The organism is Paenarthrobacter sp. AMU7, from assembly GCF_041200195.1.
GTDB lineage: Bacteria > Actinomycetota > Actinomycetes > Actinomycetales > Micrococcaceae > Arthrobacter.
Genome location: NZ_CP165735.1, coordinates 3,454,692 through 3,477,271, shown reverse-complemented (window position 1 = coordinate 3,477,271; position 22,580 = coordinate 3,454,692). Strand labels below are relative to the sequence as shown.

Here is a 22,580-nt window from a genome sequence, read left to right as displayed (position 1 = left end):
AGTCTACCTAACGCGTGTGAGGTTTCCCTTTGGCGCTACGTGGTGAGGGACGAACCGAAGGACGACATCATGGTCTGCATCATGTTGGACGTCCAAATGCCGGCCACCACCATGCTGATCACAAAGACGGCGATGGTGATCCACACCGGCAACAGCCCGCGCTTGGGCGCCACTTTATTGACGATGACGGAACGGCCAATGACATAGACCGCCGAGTTCAGGAACGTCCAGGCCCAGTGGAAGGGACGTACGACGCCGGACCTCGCCAACCGCTGATAGTCCAGGTACGCGAAGAACACCGAAAGGCCGTAGATCACCAGGCTCGATGCCATCAGCAGGAAGTATCCCGGCGTGTAGATCGAGAAGGGGTCAAGGGTGGTGACGCCCTGGCGCGTGGTGATGACGCGGAACTCCGGCTGCCAGGTGAGCATGAACAATACCGAGACCAAGGGCAGCAACGTGATGGCCCAAATGAAAGGGTTGTAGACCGGTGTTTGCTCGCTGATCTGGGTACGCGGAGCCTTGAAAACCGGTGCGTACTGCACCTGCTGCGGAGCCTGCCGGGGAGCCTGGTGGGCTGTCCAGGCGCGGCCGTCCCACCAGCGGACCAACCGGGGGTCCGAAGGGTCCGGGTACCAGCCGGGAGGCGTCGTGGAACCGGGCGTTGATTGAGTCATATCTCCCCCACATTGAGTCGTATTCCGAGAATATCGCGATTGCCGTCTCTCGGTTGCCACACACCTCTCCCCAGCGCCTGTGAGGTGGTGTAAGAGTGGTTTATGAGCTTCTTCGACGACCTTCCGGAGCCTCCCGAACAGGCGCGTCAACCACAACCGCTCAGGCCGGGGTGGGCCGGGCCGCCGTCGGACGAACTGCCAGGAGTGGTTCCCGGCGGTTTTCTCCACACCAGTCCGCGGATGGTGGTGGCCCTGAAACTGGTGGAGGTTTACTCCACGGGTTGCCTGCTGGACTTGGTGTGGTCTGTTCGACGCATGGATGAATCCGATCAGGAATGGCGGGAGATCGTGGAAGAGTCGTACAACCATCCGCGCTCCAGCCTGGACACCAGGACGGGGCTGCAATTAGGCGTCTCCTTTGCAGACGGACGCAAGGCTGTCGCTGCCCTCCACGGACCGGCGGCATTCCAAGACACCGACGACGTCACTGGGCCTGTGCTGACCACCTTGGGTGGAGGCGGAGGGAGTAATAACGGCGACTACGTCCAGTTCGCCGGCCGCTACTGGTTGTGGCCGTTGCCGCTGGAAGGGGACACAACGCTGGTAGCCAGGTGGGAGGCCTTGGGACTACCGGAAAGCTCCCTCGAATTGTCCGGCGTCCAGCTGGGGGATGCCTTGGGCAGGGTCCGGAACTACTGGTCCGGTTAGCTTGTCCACATAGCCGGATTGACCGGCGATCGAGCCGGCAGGCCGCCGGTACAGTGGCACTATGCCTGCGCTTCCCCCACTCGAAGAACTTCTCGATTCGGCCCATGTGGTCTCACTCCCCATGCGCGTGAAGTTCCGCGGCATCATGGAGCGCGAGACGCTCGTCTTGCGCGGTCCCATGGGCTGGGGCGAGTTCTGTCCGTTCCCCGAATACGACGACGACGAATCCTCCCGCTGGCTGGCGGCCGCCCTCGAAGCCGGCTGGCTTGGGTTTCCCCCTCAGCTCAGGGACACCATCCCGGTCAACGCGACGGTTCCCGCCGTTTCTGCAGAACGCGTCCCGGACGTGCTGGGGCGCTTCGGGCGGGTGGACGCGGTCAAGATCAAAGTTGCCGAGCGTGGGCAGTCGTTGAATGACGACGTTGCACGGGTAAACGCAGTACGTGAAGCTTTGCCGGAGGCCGCCCTCCGCGTGGATGCCAATGGGGGATGGGACGTAGAGCAGGCAGTGAAAGCGCTGGGCAGGCTCTCGGCTGTCGGCCTTGAGTACGCCGAGCAGCCAGTACCCACCATTGAGGGTCTGGCCGAGGTCCGCCGCAGGCTCACTGACGCTGGGACGCCGGTCCTCATCGCTGCGGACGAGAGCGTACGCAAGGAAGACGATCCCCTTCGGGTAGCCAGAGCAGGCGCCGCGGACCTCCTTGTGGTCAAGGTCGCTCCACTCGGGGGAGTCCGGCGGGCGCTGGACATCGTGGAGCAAGCCGGGCTGCCCGCCGTCGTCAGTTCCGCGCTGGATACCTCTGTGGGCATCCGCGCCGGACTCGCGCTCGCAGCCGCGTTGCCCTCACTTCCCTACGCATGCGGACTTGGCACCGTTTCGCTGTTTGCCTCCGACGTTTCGCTGGACCCCTTGGTGGCCGACGACGGCGCCATCCACGTCCGCGAGGCTGTCGCAGACCCCGGGCTGCTGGAGGAGTACGCGGCCTCGGGGGAACGCAGGGACTGGTGGCTTGACCGGCTTCGCAGGGTGCATGCAGTCCTGGCGGGAAACCAGCATCCTTTGTTCACCGTTTCTTAACCGGAGAGACCTCTCAGATTCGGTTTCCGCTGAAAGGCTCAGCGGGAACCTCGTACATCTCTGGAAGGTCTTCCCCATGTCTGAAACCACCGGACGCACGTTTCCGCTGCTCCCCATGCTCGGCCACACCAAGGGCAAGCGAAGCGCGGTTACCTGTGCTTTGAAGTGCGACAACGCCTGCTCTGGCGATGTCTGCAACACCAGCGCCAACGGCTACTTCCGCGACATTGCTTCTACAGCCATGTCCCGCCGTGCCGCCCTGGGCCTCGGTGCCGCAGGAGCGCTCGCCATCGTGCTCGGTGGTGCCGTGACCGGTGGGGAGACCGCCGTAGCCGACCCTGGAAACGGACTCTCCGATGCCGCGAAGAAGGGCTTCGACAAGTCCAAGCTCAAGTTCACTGCCATCAAGCCGGTAGACGCAGCGGTGGACGCCTTCACCGTGCCCGAGGGCTTCGACTGGAAGCCTGTCATCCGCTGGGGCGACCCCCTCTTTGCCGACTCGCCTGCCTTCGACCTCAACGCGCAGACTGCCGCAGCCCAGGCCCGCCAGTTCGGGTACAACAACGACTACACGGACATCCTGCCTATCCCGGGTTCCAAGGACCGCCGTGCCGTGCTCTTCAGCAACCATGAGTACACCAACGAGAACATCATGCTGCCCGAGGGTTTCGACCCCAAAGAGGCACGTGCCATCGGACGCGCCGGGCATGGCCTTGCCTTGGTGGAGCTCGAGCGCAAGAACAAGAACAAGCCGTGGAACTACGTCCAGGGAGCACCCCTGAACCGTCGCTTCCTCACGGACACCGTCTACGAACTGACGGGCGCCGCGGCCGGTACCAACCTGGTCAAGACGATCGATGACCCGGCAGGCCGCTGGATCAAGGGCACGCTGGGCAACTGCGCCGGTGGAACCACCCCCTGGGGAACCATCCTCTCCGGCGAAGAAAACTTCAACGGTTACTTCGCTGCCCCGGGGACCAGCGATGGCGACAAGCGCTATGGAATTTCGGCGAAGCCGACCACCCGCCAGTGGGAACTCGACGAGCCGCGCTTCGACACCCGCAACCCGGGCTACGCCAATGAGACCAACCGCTTCGGCTGGATTGTTGAAGTTGACCCGTTCGACCCCACCTCCACTCCCAAGAAGCACTCCGCCATGGGCCGTTTCAAGCACGAAGGCGCCAACGTCATTGTTGCCCCGTCCGGCAAGGTAGTGGCGTACATGGGCGACGACGAGCGCTTCGACTACCTCTACAAGTTCGTCTCCAAGGGCAAGTACCAGGCCGGGGACTCCCGCGAGGCCCGCAAGAACAATATGAACCTGCTCTCCGAAGGTGACCTCTACGTTGCCAAGTTCACGGGCGATTCGCCTGCCGACATCGACGGCACCGGCAAGCTTCCCGCCGATGGCGCTTTCGACGGCACCGGCGAATGGCTGCCCCTGGTAGTCAACGGCACCTCCGCAGTTCCCGGCATGACCGTTCCGGAGGTCCTGGTCTACACCCGCCTGGCCGCCGACAAGGTTGGGCCTACCAAGATGGACCGTTGCGAAGATGTTGAGCCCAACCCGCGTACCGGCAAGGTCTACGTGGCTTGCACCAACAACACGGACCGCGGCAAGCCGGGCAAGGAAGGCGCTACCGAGGTCAACCCGCGCACCCTCAACCGTGACGGCCACGTCGTGGAAATTACCGAGGGCCGCGAGCAGACAGGCACCAAGTTCAATTGGAACCTCCTGCTGGTGGCCGGTGACCCCGCCAAGAACACCTCCACGTACTTCTCAGGCTTCCCGGCGGACAAGGTCTCGCCGATCTCCTGCCCGGACAACGTAGCCTTCGACTCCGTGGGCAACCTCTGGATCTCCACTGACGGCGCCCCCGGCACCATTGGCTACGCCGACGGCCTGTTCAAGGTCACCCTTGAGGGACCGGAGCGCGGCAAGGTTGAGCAGTTCCTTGCCGTTCCCCGCGACGCTGAAACCTGTGGTCCGATCATCCACGACGAAGAGCGCACAGTGTTCGTTGCCGTCCAGCACCCAGGTGAAGATGGCTCGTTCGCGGCGCAGAACTCCTTCTTCCCGGACTACGTCCCAGCCGGAGCTACGCCCGCTGCGGGTGCAGCGCGGGCTCCCCGCCCCTCGGTGGTGCAGGTCTTCCGTAAGTAGGCTTCTCTACCTTCAGCATGATGAGTGCTCTCCCGCCCGGGTTGCCGGGTGGGGGAGCACTTTGTATTCCCCGACGGTCTATCACCTCCCGCGTGTTTGGGCCGGACGCTCTCTCACCTCCCGCGTGCTTGGGCCGGACGCTCTATCACCTCCCGCGTGCTTGGACCGGACGCTCTATCACTTCCCGCGTGTTTGAGCCGGACGCTCTATCACCTCCCGCGTTCTGGCGGCTTGCGCCACGACTGGTAGCGCCCGAGGTGCGGAACAACGGCGACACCCTAGTGAGAGAGGGATGTCCGATGTGGGCCGGGATGTGAGAGAGGGATGTCCGATGTGGGCCGGGATGTGAGAGAGGGATGTCCGATGTGGGCCGGGATGTGAGAGAACATTGAGGGCTCGCCTGCGCCAATAGACTGGAACGGTGACTTCCCAGGACTCTCTGACATCCATTGGTGCCGCCCGGATCGCCGTTACGGCACTGCTCGACGGCGGTGTGCGGCACGTGGTGGTAGCGCCCGGTTCACGTTCCGCACCCATGGCCTACGCGCTCGCGGAAGCAGAAGCTTCGGGCCGCGTCCGGCTGCACGTGCGCATCGATGAACGCGACGCCGGATTCACCGCGCTCGGCCTGGCACTTTCCACCGAGGCCCCTGTTGCCGTGGTAACCACGTCCGGCACGGCTGTTGGCAACCTCCTGCCGGCCGTCATGGAAGCCAATCATTCCGCGGTTCCCGTGGTGGTCATTTCCGCGGACCGCCCGGAAGAACTCCATGGAACCGGGGCGAACCAGACCACCACCCAACTGGACCTCTTCGGCGATCACGTGAGATTCGCCGTCGACGTTCCCGCCGGCGACCATCCCCAAAAAGCCGTTGCCACGGCTCTGTACGCAGCAACCGGTGCCCTCGAAGACACCCCGCCCGGCCCCGTCCAAGTGAACCTTGCCTTCCGCGACCCCTTGGTGCCAGCCGACGGTGACGCGCTTCCGACGGCTGGGGGACATGGCGTGTTTCATTACGACGCCGGACCCCAGGCACTGGTTCTCCCGGAAGCATCCAGAGAACTCGCTGAGCGACGCACCGTGGTCCTCGCAGGTCACGACGCTGGCCCTGTGGCGGAGGCCTTCGCCCGCGCCCATGGCTTGCCATTGCTCGCCGAGCCGTCGTCCAATGCACGCTTTGGCCCGAATGCAGTGGGACCGTACCGGGTGTTGCTGGAGCACTTCGGGCCCCAATCAGCATCTCCGATCGAACGTGTGGTCTTGTTTGGCCGCGCCACTCTGTCCCGTCCCGTGGCCGCCTTGCTGGCACGCGAATCAGTAGAGACAGCCATCTACCAGCCCGTTCCTGTTGCTTGGTACGAAGCCGGCCGTCGCCGCGAAGTGCCCATCGAAACCCTTCTTGAGCTAGCAGAATTCGCCGGCCGCGGGTCAACCGAATGGTTGGATTCCTGGCTCCTCGCCGGCGCTGCCGCCCAACACGGCTTGGATGGAGTGCTCGCGGGGGAGACCCTTGCCAGCGGCCCATCCGTCGGCGCCACGGTTTGGGAGCATTCCCGCGGGCAGCTGGTGCTCGGGTCCTCCAACGGCATCCGCGACGTCGACCTCGCCGGACAGCCCCACACCGAACCGGTTGCCAGTGTTTACGCCAACCGCGGCCTCGCCGGCATCGACGGCACCATCGCCACAGCCACAGGCATTGCCTTGGGCAGCGGACGCGAAACCACGGTCCTCCTGGGCGATGTCACCTTCCTCCACGACGCCGGGGGACTGCTCCTCGGCCACGGTGAACCTGTGCCGGACCTGCGCATCGTGGTGCTCAACGACTCCGGCGGGGCGATCTTCAGCCTCCTTGAGCACGGCGCCGTGGAGGACTCAGGTGCCTACGGCACCGCCGTCGAACGCTTGTTTGGCACCCCGCACTCAGTGGACATCGCGGCACTCGCGGCGGCCTACGGCGTCGGACATCAAGCGGTAAGTACGACGGCGGAACTTGCCTCGGCGCTCAAGGCGCCGCTCAAGGGACGCACCATTGTGGAGGTGAGCGTGGACCGGACGGGCCTGCGGGCGCTCCATGCCCGGATCAAGGAGGCCATTTCGGCTGCTGTGGGCCAGGTCCTGACAGCCGGCTAAGCCCGGCCCGGGATGGCTAAACCCGTCCGCGCCCTACCCAACGCAAAACGGGCGGGCAACACCCACAAAAGGAGTGCCGCCCGCCCGTCGGCGGAGCAAAGCGAAGGAGCTAGGCTTCCTCCACACCAATGTGCGTAGGATCCAGGACGCGGCGCAGGAATTCCTTGGTGCGGGGCTGGGTGGGGGCGCTGATGACGTTTTCCGCCGGCCCTTCTTCGACCACAACACCGGCATCCATGAAGACCACGCGGTCGGCCACTTCCCGCGCAAAGCCCATCTCGTGGGTCACCACCAGCATGGTCATGCCTTCCTGTGCCAGCTTGCGCATGACGGCCAGGACATCGCCCACGGTTTCGGGGTCGAGGGCAGAGGTGGGCTCATCGAAAAGCATGAGCTGCGGGTCCATGGACAGCGCGCGGGCAATAGCTACGCGCTGCTGCTGGCCACCGGAGAGCTGGTCCGGGAAGCGGTCGGCGAGGTGTCCCAGGCCAACGCGCTCCAGGTTGTGGCGCGCTACGTCCGAGGCCTCGGACTTGGAACGCTTGAGGACCTTGGTCTGCGAGATGGTGCAGTTGTCCAGGACGCTGAGATGCGGGAACAGGTTGAAGTGCTGGAACACCATTCCAACGCTTTGGCGCATCTTGTTGAGGTCCACGTCGGGGTCGGTGGCCTCGAACTTGCCCACGTTGATGGTGCCGGCGTTGGGCTGCTCGAGCAGGTTAACGCAGCGAAGGAGGGTGGACTTGCCGGAGCCCGAGGGCCCGATCAAGCAAACTACCTGACCAGGTTCAACGGTCAGGGAGATCCCTTTGAGGACCTCGTTGCTGCCGTAGGACTTGCGCAGGTCTTTGATGTCGACGCCCGCAGCGCGAACGCCGGACGTGCTCCCAGTGGAGTTATTCATGACTGTCCTGCCTATCGCTTCGTCCGCGCGGAGCGGCTTTCGAACTTCCGTGCCAGGAGGCTCAAGGGGATGGTGATGACCAAGTAGAAGGCGCCGGCCACGAGCAGCGGCGTCAGGCCGGCTCCGAGGCTGGAGATGCCGTCGCGCCCGAACTTGGTGAGCTCGTACTGGGACGCTGTGAGACCCAGGACGTAGATCAGCGAGGAGTCCTTGGTGAGAAGGATAATCTCGTTGGTGAGCGGCGGCAGGACGATCTTGAAAGCCTGCGGGATGACGATCGAAACCATGGCCCGCCACTGCGGCATGCCCAGGGAACGGGCTGCTTCCATTTGACCCTTGGGTACGGCCTGGAGGCCTGCGCGGAGGGTTTCAGCGATGTACGCCGCTGCCACCATACCCAGCGAGACCATCACGATGATGTTCACGTCCCATTGGATTCCGAAGGCCAGTGGAACGCCGTAGCCGAAGGCGATGAAGACCAGCAGTGCGGGAACACCCCGGAAGAACTCGATATATCCCGTTGCGAGCCAGCGGTACAGCGGGAAGGACGAGAGCTTCATCAGGGCCAGCAGAAGGCCGCCGGACAAGCCCACCACGAATCCGAGGAACGTGTAAATCAGGGTGTTTTTGAGGCCCACCAGGAAGATGTCCGGGAACATCGGCCCGATTTTGGAGAAGTTGAAGACGCTGGTGCCAATCGTCTTCCAGTCCACAGCGAGGATCACTGCGGCCACGGCCACGACGAAGATTCCGGCCTGGACGTACAAACTGACTTTGGCTCGTTGACGTGCAGTCATTGCCATGGGGTTCTCACATTCATGTTGCGCAGGTGGGGCCCCGAAACAACGTGTCGTTTCGGGGCCCGCCTGCGTGGATCTGGGGGAGCCTGGGCTCGGACTACTTGGTGGCTTCGCCGAACCAGGTGGTCTCGAACTTCTTGAGGGAGCCGTCGTCGGTGATGCGCTTCAGCGTGGCGTTCACGGCGTCCGTCATAGCGGTGTTGCCCTTCTTGATGGAGATGCCCAGCTTCTCGCCCGTTGCGTAGTCTTCAACGCGCTTGAGGTTGGAGTCGTCCTTGATGGCGTAGCCCAGGACGGACTGGTTGCCGATTGCGGCGTCGATGGTGCCGGCCTTGAGGGCCTGGACCAGGAGGCCGGAATCCTCGAACTGCTGTGCGTCGATTCCCTTGTCCTTGGCGTACTGGGCACCGGTGGTGGCCTGCTGGACGCCTACCTTCTTGCCCTTGGCGCCGTCGATGTTGCTGATGCCGGAGGACGAGGTGGCCACGAGGGTCAGATCGTCATCCAGGTAAGGGGTGGAGAAATCCATGACGTTTTTGCGGACGTCGGTGATGGAGATCGAGGAGATGGACACGTCGCAACCGGTCAGGGCGGTGCCGGTCTCGATTGCTTCGAAGGAGCTGTCCACCACGTTGAGTTCGGCCTTGACGTCCTTGGCGAGCTCGGCTGCGATGTCCATGTCGAAGCCGACGATCTTGCCGTCCTTCTGGAATTCGAAGGGCTCGTAAGGAACGTCCGAGCACACAGTGAGCTTGCCGGCGTTGATGAGCTTGAGGCCGGAGGCGTCCGTGGCAGCCGGGGTGGACGAGCCACCGCAGGCGGTGAGGGCCAGTGCGCCGGCTGCGAGCACAGCGGCAATCTTGGTGCCGGACAGAACCGAACGGGAGATCTGCATGTTGTTTACCTTTTGTTGCGGTGGATGCTGAACTGAGTCGGTTTTAGTGTAGCGCCGAACGTGAGATGTGCATCACAGGAAACGAAGTTTCACTATTGGATAACAAGTCTACGCACTTATCAACCATGTCCGAGAGGGATCTGTCTGGAATCCCAGATTCAGCGGCGGATACCCAGCGCCTCAAGCATCGGCCGGAATTTCGCCCATGTTTCCGCCAGTTCAGCTTCCGGCTGGGAGCCCTCGACGATGCCGCACCCTGCGTACAGGCGCACCGTGTTGGCGTCCTCGATCACCGCGCCGCGAAGCGCTATACCCCATTCGCCGTTGCCGGCGGCGTCGAGCCAACCGACCGGCCCGGCGTACGGGCCCCGGTCCAGGTGTTCGAGTTTGCGGATCAACGCGCCAGCCACCAGCGTCGGGGTTCCGCACACTGCCGCTGTGGGATGCAGGGCATTGATCAGGGCCAAACACGTGGGCACGTGCCCCTCGATGTCCGCCAACTCTGCTTTCACGTCGGAGGCCAGGTGCCAAACGTTGGGCAACTCAAGAATGAAAGGTTCGCTGTGCGAGTTCATCGCTTCCGAGAAGGGAGCCAACTGTCGCGTCAGCGAATCGATCGCAATTTCGTGCTCATGCCGCTGCTTCTCGGATCCAGCCAGGACACGCTCCGCATATTCCATGGGGGAGCCGTCCATGCCGTCAGCGTCACGTCGATCCAGGGTTCCGGCCAGCACACGGGCCTGTGCGGTGCGGCCCTCCACCTGAATCAGCATCTCTGGCGTTGCGCCCACCAGACCGTCCACGCCGTACGTCCAGCACTCGCGGTACCTTGCGGCGAGCTGGCGAAGTATCTCCGCAGCGTTGACGCCCTCCGGAAGGTTCGCGACGACGTCGCGCGCCAACACCAGCTTCTCCAGTTTCCCGGCGCGGATCTCCTCCACGCCGTTGGACACTGCCTGCATCCACGCAGCCTCGCTGAGGGAACCATGGCTGAGGTGGCCGGCGGAACCGTCTGCGGCAATCACCTCAGTTGAGGGCGCGACGCCGGACCCTCCTGCCGCTGGATCCTCACCGTTCGGTTCCGGTTCAGTCAGCCAGCGGTGCACGGAGGCGAGGACGCCCGCTTCGGTGAGGGCGGCGTCGTCGAACGTTAATTGGGTTGCCCAGGCGCGGCCATCGCGGATCCCCACCACCAGCTCCGGGAGGATCAAACGGGACACGTGCGGGGAGGTCTTGGAGAAGGCGAACGAGCCGAAAGCCACCGGGCCTGTGCCGGGAAGCTCCACGTGATCAGTGATTTCGGCCTCAAGAATGAGGTGCCGCCACCAGATATCGGCCTCAAGGAAACGCTCGGGCCCGGTGGCATTGAAGCGGGTCAGCTCGCCGTAGCCCACCAGTCCAGCCTCGCGGCGGGACCAGCAAAGAACGTCGTCCCGCACCAGAAACGACGGCAGCCCCCCGGAGGATGATTCAACATCGAGGGGGACTGTCAAGGTGCGGAGCGTGCTCGTCATGATGGAACAACAGTACTCCCGAGGACAACCAGAATCTGAGCCGACTTCTACAGCGCAGCAAAGTCGGCTGAATGTCTGAGACAATTACAGGGTGAACCGAGCATCCTTGGAAAAGCGTCCGGACGAAGTTGCGACGATGTTTGATGATGTCGCCCCAAAATACGACGTCGTGAATGATGTCCTGTCCATGGGGCAGACACGGCGTTGGCGCCGGATCGTGGTTGATGCCGTGGATGTGAAGGTTGGCCAGAAGGTCCTGGACCTCGCTGCCGGCACCGGCACCTCCAGCGAACCGTACGCAGACGCAGGCGTGGACGTTGTGGCCTGCGACTTCTCCCTGGGCATGCTCAAGGTCGGCAAGCGCCGTCGCCCGGATATCGACTTCATCGCCGGTGACGCCACCAACCTGCCGTTCGCGGACAACAGCTTCGATGCTTCCACCATCTCCTTCGGCCTGCGCAACGTCGTTGAACCGCGCAAGGCCCTCGAGGAAATGCTGCGCGTCACCAAGCCCGGCGGCCGCCTGGTCATTGCCGAGTTCTCGCACCCCGTAGTGCCGCTGTGGCGCAACCTCTACACCGAGTACCTGATGCGCGCCCTCCCGGCCATCGCCACCAAGGTTTCCTCCAACCCGGACGCCTACGTGTACCTCGCCGAGTCCATCCGTGCCTGGCCGGACCAGGACCACTTGGCGCAGTGGCTCAGCGACGCCGGCTGGACCGACATTACTTACCGCAACCTCAGCGGCGGCATCGTCGCCGTGCACCGTGCACAGAAGCCCGCCGAGCACCGCGAAAGTGTTCCCGTGGCCAAGCTTCGCCGCCAGATCAAGCCGCGCCAACAGGCCGGCTGACCCCGTACCGCCTGCTGATTTAGGACGACGTGAAAGTACTGATTGTTGGCGCGGGCCCGGCCGGGTCCACCGCCGCGTATTACCTCGCCCAGGCGGGCATCGACGTCACGGTGCTGGAAAAGACCTCTTTCCCGCGTGAGAAAGTGTGCGGCGATGGCCTCACCCCGCGCGCCGTCCGCGAGATCCAAAAGCTTGGGCTGTCCCACGCTGTGGAGGACGGGTGGCGCCGGAACAAGGGCCTCCGCCTCATCGCCGGCGGGCGCACCATTGAACTGCCTTGGCCCGAGGTTTCCGACTTTCCCACGTATGGCCTGATCCGCACGCGTCTTGGCTTCGATGAATCGTTGGCCCGGCACGCCGAGGCCGCTGGCGCCGTCGTTCTTGAACGCCACAGCGTTACCTCCGCTTTGACCGCCGACGACGGTCGCGTCATCGGCGCACGGGCGTCCATCCTTGACGAGTCCGGACGCAAGACGGGTGAAACGCGCGACTTCCATGCCGACGTCGTCCTCGCCGCAGATGGCAACTCGACGCGAACCGCCGTGTCGCTGGGGATGCATAAGCGCGACGACCGTCCGCTGGGCGTCGCCGTACGTACCTACTTCACGTCCCCCCGCCATGACGACGACTGGATGGAAGGCTGGCTGGAACTTCCCGGCAAATCCGGCAAGCCGCTGCCCGGCTACGGCTGGGTCTTTGGTGTTGGCGACGGCACCTCCAACGTGGGCCTGGGCATCCTGAACTCCTCCAAGGAGTTCGGCAAGCTCGACTACAAGCAGGTCCTGCGCGAATGGACCGCCGGCATGCCCACGGAATGGGGCTTCACACCTGAAAACCAGGTGGGGGAGATCCGCGGCGCCGCGCTGCCCATGGGCTTCAACCGCACCCCGCATTACTCACCCGGGCTGCTCCTGCTGGGCGACGCCGGTGGCATGGTGTCCCCGTTCAACGGCGAAGGCATCTCCTACGCCATGGAGTCCGCGCGGTTCGCGGCAGAGTTCCTGATCGACGGTGCCGCGCGTTCGGCTTCAGCCGGTTGGTCAACGCACGACGCCGACGCGCACCTCTCGCGGTACGCGGACTACGTGCGGGACCAGTGGGGATCGCACTTCACGCTGGGTCGGGCCTTCGCATTCCTGATCGGCAAGCCTGCCGTGATGAAGCTCGCCCTGCGAACCGGGATGCCGATTCCTGTGCTGATGCGCTTTGTGGTCCGGATGCTCGCCAACCTCACCGACCCCGCCGCGAAGGGCTTCGAAGACCGTGTCATCCGGGTCCTCGAGATGCTGGTTCCGGCCACGTCCAACACTTCCTCTGCCCGTGCCCTGACGCCGGCAGGCTCCGACACCGCGGTTTCCGCACCAACTAGTTAGGGTTAACCCGTGACGAACTCTGCCGAACACAGCTGGACTCATGCCGGGCACGGCTTGCCGCAGGCTGTTGAGCCTGCTCCCAACACCACCGCGATCGCAACGGGACTCCAACTGCCCGCCGGTTTTGCCGCTATTGCCGGAGATCCGGAGCTGGGTCCTGCCATCACCACCAACCTCGCCCGGGTGGAGAAGAAGCTCCGCGAAGCCATCTCCAACTCCGACCCCCTGGCTGATGCAACGTCGCGTCACCTGGTTGAAGCCGGTGGCAAGCGGATCCGCCCCCTGCTCACCCTGCTGTGTGCCCACCTCGGCGATGCTTCACGTCCCGAGGTTGTCCAAGCTGCGGTAGTTGTGGAGCTTACGCACCTCGCCACGCTCTACCACGACGACGTGATGGACTCCGCTCCCTTCCGCCGCGGCGCTCCCACGGCCCATGAAGTGTGGGGCAACTCGGTGGCCATCCTCACCGGTGACCTGATTTTCGCCCGTGCTTCCATTTTGGTGTCCGAGCTCGGCTCCCGCGCTTTGGGCATCCAGGCACGAACCTTCGAACGCCTTTGCCTCGGCCAGCTCCATGAAACCGTGGGCCCGCGCGAAGACGAAGATCCCGTGGACCACTACCTGTCCGTCATCGCGGACAAGACCGGGTCCTTGGTGGCCGCATCCGGGCAGCTCGGTGCGATCTTTGCCGGCGCCGATGAAGCCTACGAGAACCTGCTGGTTGAGTATGGCGAGAAGGTGGGCGTTGCCTTCCAGCTCGCCGACGACGTCATCGATGTCACCGGCGTGAAGGTCAAGTCCGGCAAGTCCCCGGGCACCGACCTACGCGAAGGCGTGCCCACGTTGCCTGTGCTGCTGCTGCGCCGCGACGCCGCTGCAGGAGATGCCTCGGCCACTGCTCTCCTGGAATTGATCGACGGCGACCTTTCCTCCGACGCCGCCCTGGCTGAGGCCGTGGCCGGCCTGCGCGAGCACCCGGTGACCAACGAGTCCTGGAAGATCGCCCGCCAGTGGTCCGCGGAAGCCGTCGCCGCCCTGGCCCCGCTGCCTGAGGGAGTGGTGAAGGCCTCGCTGACCAACTTCGCGCATGCCGTGGTGGACCGCAGCAGCTAGTTTTGCGTTGGTTCCTGACCTTGTTTGAGCACACGACGGCCGCTATGCACCCTCATTGGGTTGCATAGCGGCTGTTGTGGTCCCAAAGAGGGTCAGGACGCCACACTTTCCGCTAACATCACGACGCCGCTACCCACTTTGGCGTCCAGCGTGACGGTCCGAAACGCCCGGCTTCCCTGTTGTTCAGGACTTCAAGCACCTCAGCCACCATCTTTTCCGGATGGTGAACGACATCGGAGTAGTAATAGCGAAGGACAAGGAAGCCGCCTCGCATGCTCGCATTGTTCCGGTACTGGTCCTTCTTCACCTGCCTGCCTTCCAAGTGAGTGCCGCCGTCGAGTTCGATGACCAGGGAACCGTTGATAAGGCAGTCGACTTCGCCGACGCCGGGCAACTGAACATGCATGCGGACCAGGAGACCGGCCCGCCGAAAGTGGGTGTGCGCCAAGACTTCCAGTAAGGAGTCTGCCCTAGGCAAGACCAGATCGAGTATCTGCCGGGCCCGTCCATTCCGGTTCCCGGGAAGTCTTGACCTGAGAAAGTCAGGGCCCAGCAGGGCCTGACTTACGGCACTCTGAACCAAGACCAGTGACTCGAGCTCAGGCCGGCACCTCAAAGCATGCAGCAGCACATCGGCCACACCAGCAACCGGAAGATAAGGGTGCCGGGGATGGGCGCAGGAGGTGTGATCAATGATTGCCGGAGCGGGAACACCGTTGCCGCAGCTGAGATGGAGGTCTGGCGGCTTATGAAGCAGCCACAGTCCGTAGAACCTCGCTGCCGAGATGCACGTCAGTCTGGCATTCAGTCGAAAGGCTGCAACGACGTCCGGGTCTGCCCCCTTGGCAGCGTAGACGCCGCGTTTCAACCTGGTGGCCAGCCCGGACTCGATCGCGGCAGCCAGCTTTCGCTCAGTGAATCCAGCTCGTTGCAGGTCGAGTGTGCGGGCGACTCCGTGTCGGAGACGGAGGAATTCGACGAGGTCCATCTGGCCATGGTTGCCGTGCTTGCCGGGGTCCGGGATAGGCATTTCGTCGTTATGTGGATAACTCAACGTTGCTGTAAATCGATCACGGGATGCGAAAAAATACATTGACCCAGGAAGTTGCATATGTGACAGAGTTGTCATAAGCTATTCACGGATCCACTAAATGCCTCCGGTGGGTCTGATGCGAACGGAGATTGTGGTCCCGGTTCGGTGCAGCGTATGACTCGTAACGTTGCAACGAACCGGGGCCATTCCTTTTAACCTCAAACTCCGTGGCGTCCTGACCTTCCTTGAACACAGAACAGCCCCTATGCAACCAATAGGGGGTACATAGGGGCTGAAAGTCGTTCTAACAGGGTCAGGAAGCCACGGAGGCCCCAGGGGAATCAGTCTTCGTCGTCGTTGAAGGCCCACTCGAACATGTCGAACACGAACTCGGAGAACGTGCCTTCCTCGCTCTTCCACTGACCGCGGGCGTTGTTGCGGCGCCAGACAATGGGATCGGGGATGCTGAGGTCGGCGGTACGGAAGCCCCAAGTGAACTGCTCGTCTTCATCCTCAAGGAACATGAGGAAACCTTCGTCATCGACTTCGAGTTCCTCGGGGTCCCAGAAGTAGTGGTACGCCTCCATGAGGTCCTCGCAGCCACCGATTGCGAGGTAGAACTCGCGCAGGACCAGCGGGATGGTGAACGTGTGATCGGAGAGGGCGTCGTCCAGTTCGTCGGGCGTGAGGCCGTCTTCTTCCTGCCATTCATCCTCGAGATACTTTGGGACCAGCGCGCGGAACTTCTCGAGGAACATGTCAGTCATGTACTTATCCTAGCTAATCCCGGGCACCCGAAATTGCGCCCGGGCCGGCGCCGGGGCGGTGCCAGCCACGAACGGCCAGGGGTACGTGCCAGCTGCGTCGCCAGGCCGTCACGCGGAAGGCGAAAACAACCGCTGCCACAACGCACGCATGGAGCCCAGTGAACGTACCCAGATGCCAGAGGAGGGTGGTGAGGCCTGCCCCCACAAACGCCGGAAGCGCATAGAGATCGCGGGCGTTAAACAGCGTAGGAATTTCGTTCGCCGTAATGTCGCGCAGCAGGCCTCCGCCCACCGCGGTGGTGACACCGAGCAGGATCGCGGCCACGGGGTTCATTCCGGCAGTCAGGGCCTTCAGCGTTCCGGTGATGCAGAACAGAGCCAGCCCACCGGCGTCGAACAGTGTTAACAGGGACGTGAAACGCTGGACCGAGGAGAACAGGAAGTAGACCAGCATCGCAGCGAGCAGCGGGGGAGCCAGGTAGGCGGGATTTGTGAAGGCAATCGGGGGACCGACGTTGATGACGATGTCGCGGATCACGCCGCCGCCAAGGGCAACAATGGAGCCGAGGAGCACGGAGCCAACGATGTCGAACTGTTTGCGGGCGGCCAGCAGGGATCCCGAGACCGCGAAGAAGAACACGCCAACCAGGTCAAGCCAAAGGAGGACGATGTCGATGGAAATCAAGTGGACGGGTTCTTTCTGGATACGACTCTCAATAGATGCTGGCTCAACGTTACGCTAGCTCCCATGAACAGCCCCGTTTTGATCGCTTGCGCCCACGGAACCCGGAACGCCGAAGGGCAGGCGGCCATCCGTCGCGTGATGGCGGAAATTGAAGCCCTCCGTCCCGGGTTGCGCGTGGTGGAGGCGTACGTCGACGTCCAGGAACCCGAGCTGGGCGGCGTGGTGGAGGGCCTGCCCGAGGGGACTGCCGCCGTCGTCGTCCCGCTTTTGCTGTCCACCGGCTTCCACATCAAGGTGGACGTGCCCAAGGCCATCAAGACCCGCCCGGAGGTAGTGGCCGCCCGGCCGTTGGGTCCGGACCCGCGGCTCGCTGAGTTGTTGGCCACACACTTGCGCGCGGCGGGGCTGCAGGAGCACGACGGCGTCCTGCTGGCTGCCGCGGGATCGTCCCTTCCGGACGGTTCGGTTGATTCGGAAGAGCAGGCGCGACTGCTCGCCGAGCTGCTGCCGAACAAGGTGCGGGTGGCCTATGGTGCCAGCGCCCAGCCAACAGTGCCCGACGGCGTCGCCTCCTTGCGTGCCGAACTCGCCGCCGAGCCGAGCGGACCGAGCGGACCAGCAGGCAGGGTTTTCATTGCCTCGTACCTGCTGGCGACAGGCTATTTCCACGATCAGTTGGCGAAGGCCGGCGCGGACGTTGTCGCGGCTCCGTTGCTGCCGTCAAAGGTGCTCGCGGAGATCGCGCTGGAACGGTACGACGCAGTGTTGGAAAGGCTCTCCTAACCTTTATTCACGCGGAAAAGGGGCCAAATCGACCTGCACAAAACAGGCCCTCCGGACAAGGCCGCTGGCGTGTTCGTGACGAAATGTTTCCCTAGGTGACTTAGCATTTCCGGACCTTTGCTGGCGAAATCTGGCCAGACCTACAGTCGATGTATGACAGATACAGCTGTAGCCGGTGCGTCCTCGGACACCGCAGTTCCCTCGCGTCCGGCGCGCACCCGCCCTGCCGCCAAGCCCCACGGCCAGTGGAAGGTTGACGGCACCGCGCCACTGAACGCCAACGAAACCTGGAAGCAGGAAGACAACGGACTGAACGTCCGTGAGCGCATCGAGTCTGTCTACTCCAAAGAGGGCTTCGATTCGATCGACGGAACGGACCTTCACGGCCGCTTCCGTTGGTGGGGCCTCTACACCCAGCGCAAGCCCGGGATCGACGGCGGCAAGACGGCAACGCTTGAGCCGCACGAGCTCGAAGACAAGTACTTCATGCTCCGCGTGCGCATCGACGGCGGTGCGCTGACCACCGAACAGCTGCGCGTCATCGGACAGATTTCCGTGGACTTCGCCCGCGGCTCTGCCGACCTGACAGACCGCCAGAACATCCAGCTGCACTGGATCCGCGTTGAAGACGTGCCGGAGATCTGGCGCCGCCTCGAGGGCATCGGGCTGTCCACCACCGAGGCTTGCGGCGACGTTCCCCGCGTTATTCTTGGTTCCCCGGTTGCGGGCATCGCCAAAGACGAGATCATCGACCCCACGCCGCTGATCCACGAGCTCGCCGAACGCTTCATCGGCGACCCCGAGCTGGCCAACCTGCCGCGCAAATACAAGACCGCCATCACGGGCCACCCGTCCCAGGACGTGGTGCACGAGATCAACGACTTCGCTTTGGTGGGAGTTGTCCACCCCGAACTCGGCGCCGGCTACGACCTCTGGGTTGGCGGCGGCCTCTCCACCAACCCCCGCCTGGCCGAACGCCTCGGTGTGTTCGTCTCGGCCGACGTCGCCGCTGAAGTGTGGCTGGGCGTCACCAGCATCTTCCGCGACTACGGTTACCGCCGCATGCGTACCAAGGCCCGACTGAAGTTCCTCATGAACGACTGGGGTCCGGCCAAGTTCCGCCAGATCCTGGAAGACGAATACCTCGGCTTCAAGCTTCCGGACGGCCCCGCCGCTCCCAAGCCCACCGCTCCGGGTGACCACATCGGCGTCCACGAGCAGAAGGACGGCAAGTTCTTCATCGGCGTCACCCCGACTGTGGGCCGCACCTCCGGCGAGGCCTTGGTTCAGTTGGCTGACACTCTGGAGAAGCACGGCAGCTACCGCCTGCGCACTACGCCGCACCAGAAGCTTGTCATCCTGGACGTCGCCAAGGACCAGGTGGAACCCCTGATCGCCGAACTCGACACCCTGGGCCTCTCCGCCCGGCCGTCCGTGTTCCGCCGCGGCACCATTGCCTGCACAGGCATTGAATTCTGCAAGCTGGCCATCGTGGAAACCAAGGTCACGGCCGCTACGGCCATCGCCGAGTTGGAACGCCGCCTGGCCGACCTCGTGGAGACCAAGCAGCTGCCGTCGGCACTGTCCCTCCACATCAATGGCTGCCCCAACTCCTGCGCACGCATCCAGACGGCCGATATCGGCCTGAAGGGCATGATGCTGCCAACGCCCGACGGCGACCCCACCCCGGGTTTCCAGGTCCACCTCGGTGGCGGGTTGGCCAACAATGAGCGCGAGGAAGCCGGTCTGGGACGTACGGTCCGCGGCCTCAAGGTCACCGTGGAAGACTTGCCCGACTACGTGGAGCGTGTGGTCCGTAAGTTCGTCGCCGTTGGCGCCGAGGGCCAGACCTTCGCTGAGTGGGCACACTCCGCCGATGAAGGAGATCTCCAATGACAGATCCCGTCACCATCACCAACCTCGCCGCTGCGGCAGCCCGGCCGGCACTGCGTTCCCATGAAGAGCTCAAGGCACTTGCTGAGGCCGGGGCCGCCGAGCTCGGCTGGAACGCCTCCGCCACCGAAGCCATCGCCTGGGTGGCCCGCAACTTTGAGCTGCCCACCGTCACGGTGGCCTGCTCCATGGCCGACGCCGTCCTTCCGGCTTTGGTCGCGGACCAGCTTCCCGGCGTCGACGTCTTGTTCCTGGAGACCGGCTACCACTTCAAGGAAACGTACGACACCCGTAACGAAGTTGCCGCGAATCTGCGCGTCAACGTGGTGGACGTCCTCCCGGAAACCACCGTGGAACAGCAGGACCGACTGCTCGGCAAGGACCTGTTCGCCCGCGACCCTGCCCAGTGTTGCGCCCTCCGCAAGGTCCAGCCGCTGCGCCGCTCACTGGCCGGCTACGAGGTGTGGTTCACCGGTGTCCGTCGCGACGAGGGCCCCACACGTACCAACACACCGGTTGTCACCTGGGATGAGGGCTTCGGCCTGGTCAAGGTGAACCCGATGGTCGACTGGACCTTCGATCAGCTGATCGAGTACTCCGAGGACAACATCCTTCCCGTCAACCCCCTCCTGAGCCAGGGCTACCCGTCCATCGGCTGCCAGCCCTGCACCCGTCAGGTTGCCCCGGGTGAAGACCCCCGCGCCGGCCGCTGGGCAGGTTCCGACAAGACAGAATGCGGACTACACACATGAGCACCCAAACAACCAGCGAGGACCTCGAGTTGAACCAGTTGCAGAGCGAGGCTGAGGGGTCCGCCGCGGCGTGGCGGGCATCGCGAAGCGGGCACGGCGGACCCTCAGCCGAGCGTTTGAGCAGCCTGGACACCCTCGAGTCCGAAGCCATTCACATCATCCGTGAGGTCGTCGCCGAGTTCGAGAAGCCTGCGCTGCTGTTCTCCGGCGGCAAGGACTCCGTGGTCATGCTGCACCTGGCCACGAAGGCGTTCTGGCCGGGCAAGGTTCCCTTCCCGGTCCTGCACGTGGACACAGGCCACAACTTCCCGGAGGTCATCGACTTCCGGGACCGCACTGTTGAGCGTCTTGGCCTGAAGCTTGTGGTGGGCTCGGTCCAGGAGTTCATAGACCGCGGCGAACTGGCTGAGCGTGCCGATGGCACCCGCAACCCGCTGCAGACCGTTCCGCTGTTGGACGCGATCCAGCGCAACAAGTTCGACGCCGTGTTCGGCGGCGGCCGTCGCGACGAGGACAAGGCCCGCGCCAAGGAGCGCATCCTGAGCCTCCGCGACGAATTCGGCCAGTGGGATCCGCGCAACCAGCGTCCTGAACTGTGGAACCTGTACAACGGCCGCCACACGGTGGGCCAGCACGTCCGTGCGTTCCCCATCAGCAACTGGACCGAGCTGGACATCTGGCGCTACATCGAGCGCGAGAACATCGAGCTCCCCAGCCTCTACTACGCCCACGAGCGCGAAGTCTTCGCCCGCGACGGCATGTGGCGCGCGGTGGGCGAAGTCTCCCAGCCGCTGCCCAACGAGGAAGTCATCACCAAACTGGTGCGCTACCGCACGGTGGGGGACATGTCCTGCACAGGTGCTGTGGAATCCGATGCGCGCACCGTGGCCGACGTCGTTGTTGAAGTCGCTGCCTCCACCCTGACCGAACGTGGCGCCACCCGAGCAGATGACCGCATCTCCGAGGCAGCCATGGAAGACCGCAAGAAGGACGGCTACTTCTAAATGAGCACCGAAACACTGGCAGCCGGGTTGGAAACAGCCTTGCCCACAACACTCTTCCGTTTCGCCACTGCCGGCTCGGTGGACGACGGCAAGTCCACTCTGGTGGGTCGCCTCCTTCACGATTCCAAGGCGATTCTTGCTGACACGCTCGACGCCGTTGCCCGCACCTCTGCGGACCGTGGCTTCGGAGGCGAAAAGGGCGGGATCGACCTCGCCCTCCTGACCGACGGCCTGCGTGCTGAGCGCGAGCAGGGCATCACCATCGATGTCGCTTACCGCTACTTCGCCACCGATCGCCGCAGCTTCATCCTGGCGGACTGCCCCGGCCACGTTCAGTACACCAAGAACACGGTGACCGGCGCGTCCACTGCGGATGCCGTCGTCGTACTGATTGACGCCCGCAAGGGTGTGCTGGAGCAGACCCGTCGTCACCTGTCCGTTCTGCAGCTGCTGCGCGTTGCCCACGTGATTGTGGCCGTGAACAAGATTGACCTGGTGGAGTTCAGCGAGCAGGTGTTCCGCGACATCGAGACCGATGTGCAGAAGGTTGCCCGCGAGCTCGGACTGGGTTCCGATGGTGTTGCTGACTTGCTGGTGGTTCCTGTGTCCGCCCTTGATGGCGATAACGTGGTGGACCGCTCCGAGCGCACCCCTTGGTACACCGGTCCTGCGCTGTTGGAGGTCCTTGAAACCCTCCCGGCCGCTGACGAGCTCGAGGCCGAACTGGAGAGCTTCCGCTTTCCTGTTCAGCTGGTGATCCGTCCGCAGGGTGCCTTGGCTCCGGATGCTGTTGCTGCCGGGCTCGATGTGGAGGCGTACCGCGATTACCGTGCCTACGCCGGCCAGATCACCGAGGGGTCGGTCAAGGTTGGCGACGAAGTGAGTGTCATCAGCCCGGGCCACGAACCGCGCACCACCACGGTGATCGGCATCGACTTCGCCGGCCAGTCGTTGGACGAGGCCGCAGCACCGCAGTCGGTGGCTGTTCGCCTGGCTGACGAGATCGACATCGCCCGTGGCGACACCATCGCCGCTGCCGGTACGGTCCGCGAAAGCACTGCAGACCTGTATGCGTCGTTGGCTTGGCTCTCGCCGAAGCCGCTCCGTGAGGGCCAGAAGGTCCTGGTGAAGCACGGTACGCGCACGGTCCAGGCACTGGTCCGGAACGTCACCGGCAAGCTGGACCTCGCCACGTTCAACGTTGAGCCGGCGACCAACCTGGAACTTAACGACATCGGACACGCACAGCTCCGGCTCTCTGCTCCGTTGCCGTTGGAGAACTACCTGCACCACCGCCGCACTGGCGCTTTCCTGGTGATCGACCCCATCGACGGCAACACCCTTGCCGCCGGTTTGGTGAAGGACCACCCGGGCGACCACGAAGACGAACGTTACGTCATCTAGGGTCACACGTAGTCACAAAACCGCAGCTTGTTCGCGACTCCTCACGTTG

General features: G+C 63.8%; 20 protein-coding genes. 12 read left to right on the top strand and 8 right to left on the bottom strand.

Annotated features, from left to right (window positions below; genetic code table 11):
- Positions 1–35: 35 nt before the first annotated feature.
- Positions 36–677, bottom strand: coding sequence for a DUF2510 domain-containing protein (locus ABQM86_RS16010; RefSeq protein ID WP_369744896.1), 642 nt, complete (start codon positions 675–677; stop codon positions 36–38).
- A gap of 102 nt (positions 678–779) precedes the next feature.
- Between ABQM86_RS16010 and ABQM86_RS16005 the strand changes: the two genes are divergently transcribed.
- The 4 genes from ABQM86_RS16005 (at position 780) to menD (ending at position 6,758) form a co-directional block, all read left to right on the top strand.
- Entirely contained in the window at positions 780–1,385 is a 606-nt protein-coding gene (locus ABQM86_RS16005) for a hypothetical protein (protein ID WP_369744895.1), read from the top strand.
- A gap of 61 nt (positions 1,386–1,446) precedes the next feature.
- On the top strand, positions 1,447–2,463 hold the full coding sequence (locus ABQM86_RS16000; protein WP_207594364.1) for an o-succinylbenzoate synthase: 1,017 nt from the start codon (positions 1,447–1,449) through the stop codon (positions 2,461–2,463).
- 76 nt (positions 2,464–2,539) lie between these two features.
- Positions 2,540–4,627 carry a PhoX family phosphatase gene (locus ABQM86_RS15995; RefSeq protein WP_369744894.1) on the top strand — a complete coding sequence of 696 codons (2,088 nt, stop codon included), beginning with the start codon at positions 2,540–2,542 and terminating at the stop codon, positions 4,625–4,627.
- Positions 4,628–5,048: 421 nt separating this feature from the next.
- Positions 5,049–6,758, top strand: a complete 1,710-nt coding sequence (gene menD / locus ABQM86_RS15990) for a 2-succinyl-5-enolpyruvyl-6-hydroxy-3-cyclohexene-1-carboxylic-acid synthase (RefSeq protein ID WP_369744893.1) — start codon at positions 5,049–5,051, stop codon at positions 6,756–6,758.
- Between the two features lie 109 nt (positions 6,759–6,867).
- Here menD and ABQM86_RS15985 read toward each other — a convergent pair whose 3' ends face one another.
- From ABQM86_RS15985 to ABQM86_RS15970, 4 genes are all read right to left on the bottom strand, one after another.
- Positions 6,868–7,662, bottom strand: coding sequence for an amino acid ABC transporter ATP-binding protein (locus ABQM86_RS15985; protein WP_207594361.1), 795 nt, complete (start codon positions 7,660–7,662; stop codon positions 6,868–6,870).
- 11 nt (positions 7,663–7,673) lie between these two features.
- On the bottom strand, positions 7,674–8,465 hold the full coding sequence (locus ABQM86_RS15980; RefSeq protein ID WP_089595937.1) for an amino acid ABC transporter permease: 792 nt from the start codon (positions 8,463–8,465) through the stop codon (positions 7,674–7,676).
- A 94-nt stretch (positions 8,466–8,559) separates the two neighbouring features.
- Positions 8,560–9,357, bottom strand: a complete 798-nt coding sequence (locus tag ABQM86_RS15975; RefSeq protein WP_207594360.1) for an ABC transporter substrate-binding protein — start codon at positions 9,355–9,357, stop codon at positions 8,560–8,562.
- Positions 9,358–9,515: 158 nt separating this feature from the next.
- Positions 9,516–10,871 carry an isochorismate synthase MenF gene (locus ABQM86_RS15970; protein WP_369744892.1) on the bottom strand — a complete coding sequence of 452 codons (1,356 nt, stop codon included), beginning with the start codon at positions 10,869–10,871 and terminating at the stop codon, positions 9,516–9,518.
- A gap of 91 nt (positions 10,872–10,962) precedes the next feature.
- Between ABQM86_RS15970 and ABQM86_RS15965 the strand changes: the two genes are divergently transcribed.
- The 3 genes from ABQM86_RS15965 to ABQM86_RS15955 are packed head-to-tail and all read left to right on the top strand — an operon-like array spanning position 10,963 to position 14,210.
- Positions 10,963–11,724, top strand: coding sequence for a demethylmenaquinone methyltransferase (locus ABQM86_RS15965; RefSeq protein ID WP_089595934.1), 762 nt, complete (start codon positions 10,963–10,965; stop codon positions 11,722–11,724).
- Positions 11,725–11,753: 29 nt separating this feature from the next.
- Positions 11,754–13,097: a geranylgeranyl reductase family protein gene (locus tag ABQM86_RS15960; RefSeq protein WP_369744891.1), complete on the top strand. Its 1,344-nt coding sequence runs from the start codon at positions 11,754–11,756 to the stop codon at positions 13,095–13,097.
- 9 nt (positions 13,098–13,106) lie between these two features.
- Entirely contained in the window at positions 13,107–14,210 is a 1,104-nt protein-coding gene (locus ABQM86_RS15955; protein WP_207594357.1) for a polyprenyl synthetase family protein, read from the top strand.
- A 118-nt stretch (positions 14,211–14,328) separates the two neighbouring features.
- Here ABQM86_RS15955 and ABQM86_RS15950 read toward each other — a convergent pair whose 3' ends face one another.
- The 3 genes from ABQM86_RS15950 to ABQM86_RS15940 form a co-directional block, all read right to left on the bottom strand.
- Positions 14,329–15,198 carry a DUF559 domain-containing protein gene (locus ABQM86_RS15950; protein WP_369746682.1) on the bottom strand — a complete coding sequence of 290 codons (870 nt, stop codon included), beginning with the start codon at positions 15,196–15,198 and terminating at the stop codon, positions 14,329–14,331.
- Between the two features lie 386 nt (positions 15,199–15,584).
- A complete protein-coding gene (locus tag ABQM86_RS15945; RefSeq protein WP_280623335.1) occupies positions 15,585–16,010 on the bottom strand; it encodes a hypothetical protein in 426 nt (141 codons plus the stop codon).
- Positions 16,011–16,023: 13 nt separating this feature from the next.
- Positions 16,024–16,695, bottom strand: coding sequence for a trimeric intracellular cation channel family protein (locus ABQM86_RS15940; protein WP_280623334.1), 672 nt, complete (start codon positions 16,693–16,695; stop codon positions 16,024–16,026).
- On the opposite strand from ABQM86_RS15940, the gene ABQM86_RS15935 reads away from it, so the two are divergent.
- The 5 genes from ABQM86_RS15935 (at position 16,696) to ABQM86_RS15915 (ending at position 22,531) form a co-directional block, all read left to right on the top strand.
- Positions 16,696–17,478: a sirohydrochlorin chelatase gene (locus ABQM86_RS15935; protein ID WP_280623333.1), complete on the top strand. Its 783-nt coding sequence runs from the start codon at positions 16,696–16,698 to the stop codon at positions 17,476–17,478.
- A gap of 153 nt (positions 17,479–17,631) precedes the next feature.
- Positions 17,632–19,374 carry a nitrite/sulfite reductase gene (locus ABQM86_RS15930; RefSeq protein ID WP_369744889.1) on the top strand — a complete coding sequence of 581 codons (1,743 nt, stop codon included), beginning with the start codon at positions 17,632–17,634 and terminating at the stop codon, positions 19,372–19,374.
- Positions 19,371–20,123 (top strand): phosphoadenylyl-sulfate reductase, encoded by a 753-nt coding sequence (locus ABQM86_RS15925; RefSeq protein WP_207594352.1) that lies wholly within the window; start codon positions 19,371–19,373, stop codon positions 20,121–20,123. The genes ABQM86_RS15930 and ABQM86_RS15925 overlap by 4 nt, the downstream gene beginning before the upstream one ends.
- A complete protein-coding gene (cysD, locus tag ABQM86_RS15920; RefSeq protein WP_337339289.1) occupies positions 20,120–21,127 on the top strand; it encodes a sulfate adenylyltransferase subunit CysD in 1,008 nt (335 codons plus the stop codon). The genes ABQM86_RS15925 and cysD overlap by 4 nt, the downstream gene beginning before the upstream one ends.
- Complete coding sequence (locus tag ABQM86_RS15915; protein WP_089595925.1) at positions 21,128–22,531, top strand: sulfate adenylyltransferase subunit 1; 1,404 nt, start codon at positions 21,128–21,130, stop codon at positions 22,529–22,531. It begins immediately after the preceding gene.
- Positions 22,532–22,580: the final 49 nt, after the last annotated feature.

Coding starts and splice junctions, on each gene's coding strand:
- ABQM86_RS16010 (WP_369744896.1), bottom strand. CDS start 677: ATGACTCAATCAACGCCCGGTTCCACGACGCCTCCCGGCTGGTACCCG.
- ABQM86_RS16005 (WP_369744895.1), top strand. CDS start 780: ATGAGCTTCTTCGACGACCTTCCGGAGCCTCCCGAACAGGCGCGTCAA.
- ABQM86_RS16000 (WP_207594364.1), top strand. CDS start 1,447: ATGCCTGCGCTTCCCCCACTCGAAGAACTTCTCGATTCGGCCCATGTG.
- ABQM86_RS15995 (WP_369744894.1), top strand. CDS start 2,540: ATGTCTGAAACCACCGGACGCACGTTTCCGCTGCTCCCCATGCTCGGC.
- ABQM86_RS15985 (WP_207594361.1), bottom strand. CDS start 7,662: ATGAATAACTCCACTGGGAGCACGTCCGGCGTTCGCGCTGCGGGCGTC.
- ABQM86_RS15980 (WP_089595937.1), bottom strand. CDS start 8,465: ATGGCAATGACTGCACGTCAACGAGCCAAAGTCAGTTTGTACGTCCAG.
- ABQM86_RS15975 (WP_207594360.1), bottom strand. CDS start 9,357: ATGCAGATCTCCCGTTCGGTTCTGTCCGGCACCAAGATTGCCGCTGTG.
- ABQM86_RS15970 (WP_369744892.1), bottom strand. CDS start 10,871: ATGACGAGCACGCTCCGCACCTTGACAGTCCCCCTCGATGTTGAATCA.
- ABQM86_RS15950 (WP_369746682.1), bottom strand. CDS start 15,198: ATGGACCTCGTCGAATTCCTCCGTCTCCGACACGGAGTCGCCCGCACA.
- ABQM86_RS15945 (WP_280623335.1), bottom strand. CDS start 16,010: ATGACTGACATGTTCCTCGAGAAGTTCCGCGCGCTGGTCCCAAAGTAT.
- ABQM86_RS15930 (WP_369744889.1), top strand. CDS start 17,632: ATGACAGATACAGCTGTAGCCGGTGCGTCCTCGGACACCGCAGTTCCC.
- ABQM86_RS15925 (WP_207594352.1), top strand. CDS start 19,371: ATGACAGATCCCGTCACCATCACCAACCTCGCCGCTGCGGCAGCCCGG.
- cysD (WP_337339289.1), top strand. CDS start 20,120: ATGAGCACCCAAACAACCAGCGAGGACCTCGAGTTGAACCAGTTGCAG.
- ABQM86_RS15915 (WP_089595925.1), top strand. CDS start 21,128: ATGAGCACCGAAACACTGGCAGCCGGGTTGGAAACAGCCTTGCCCACA.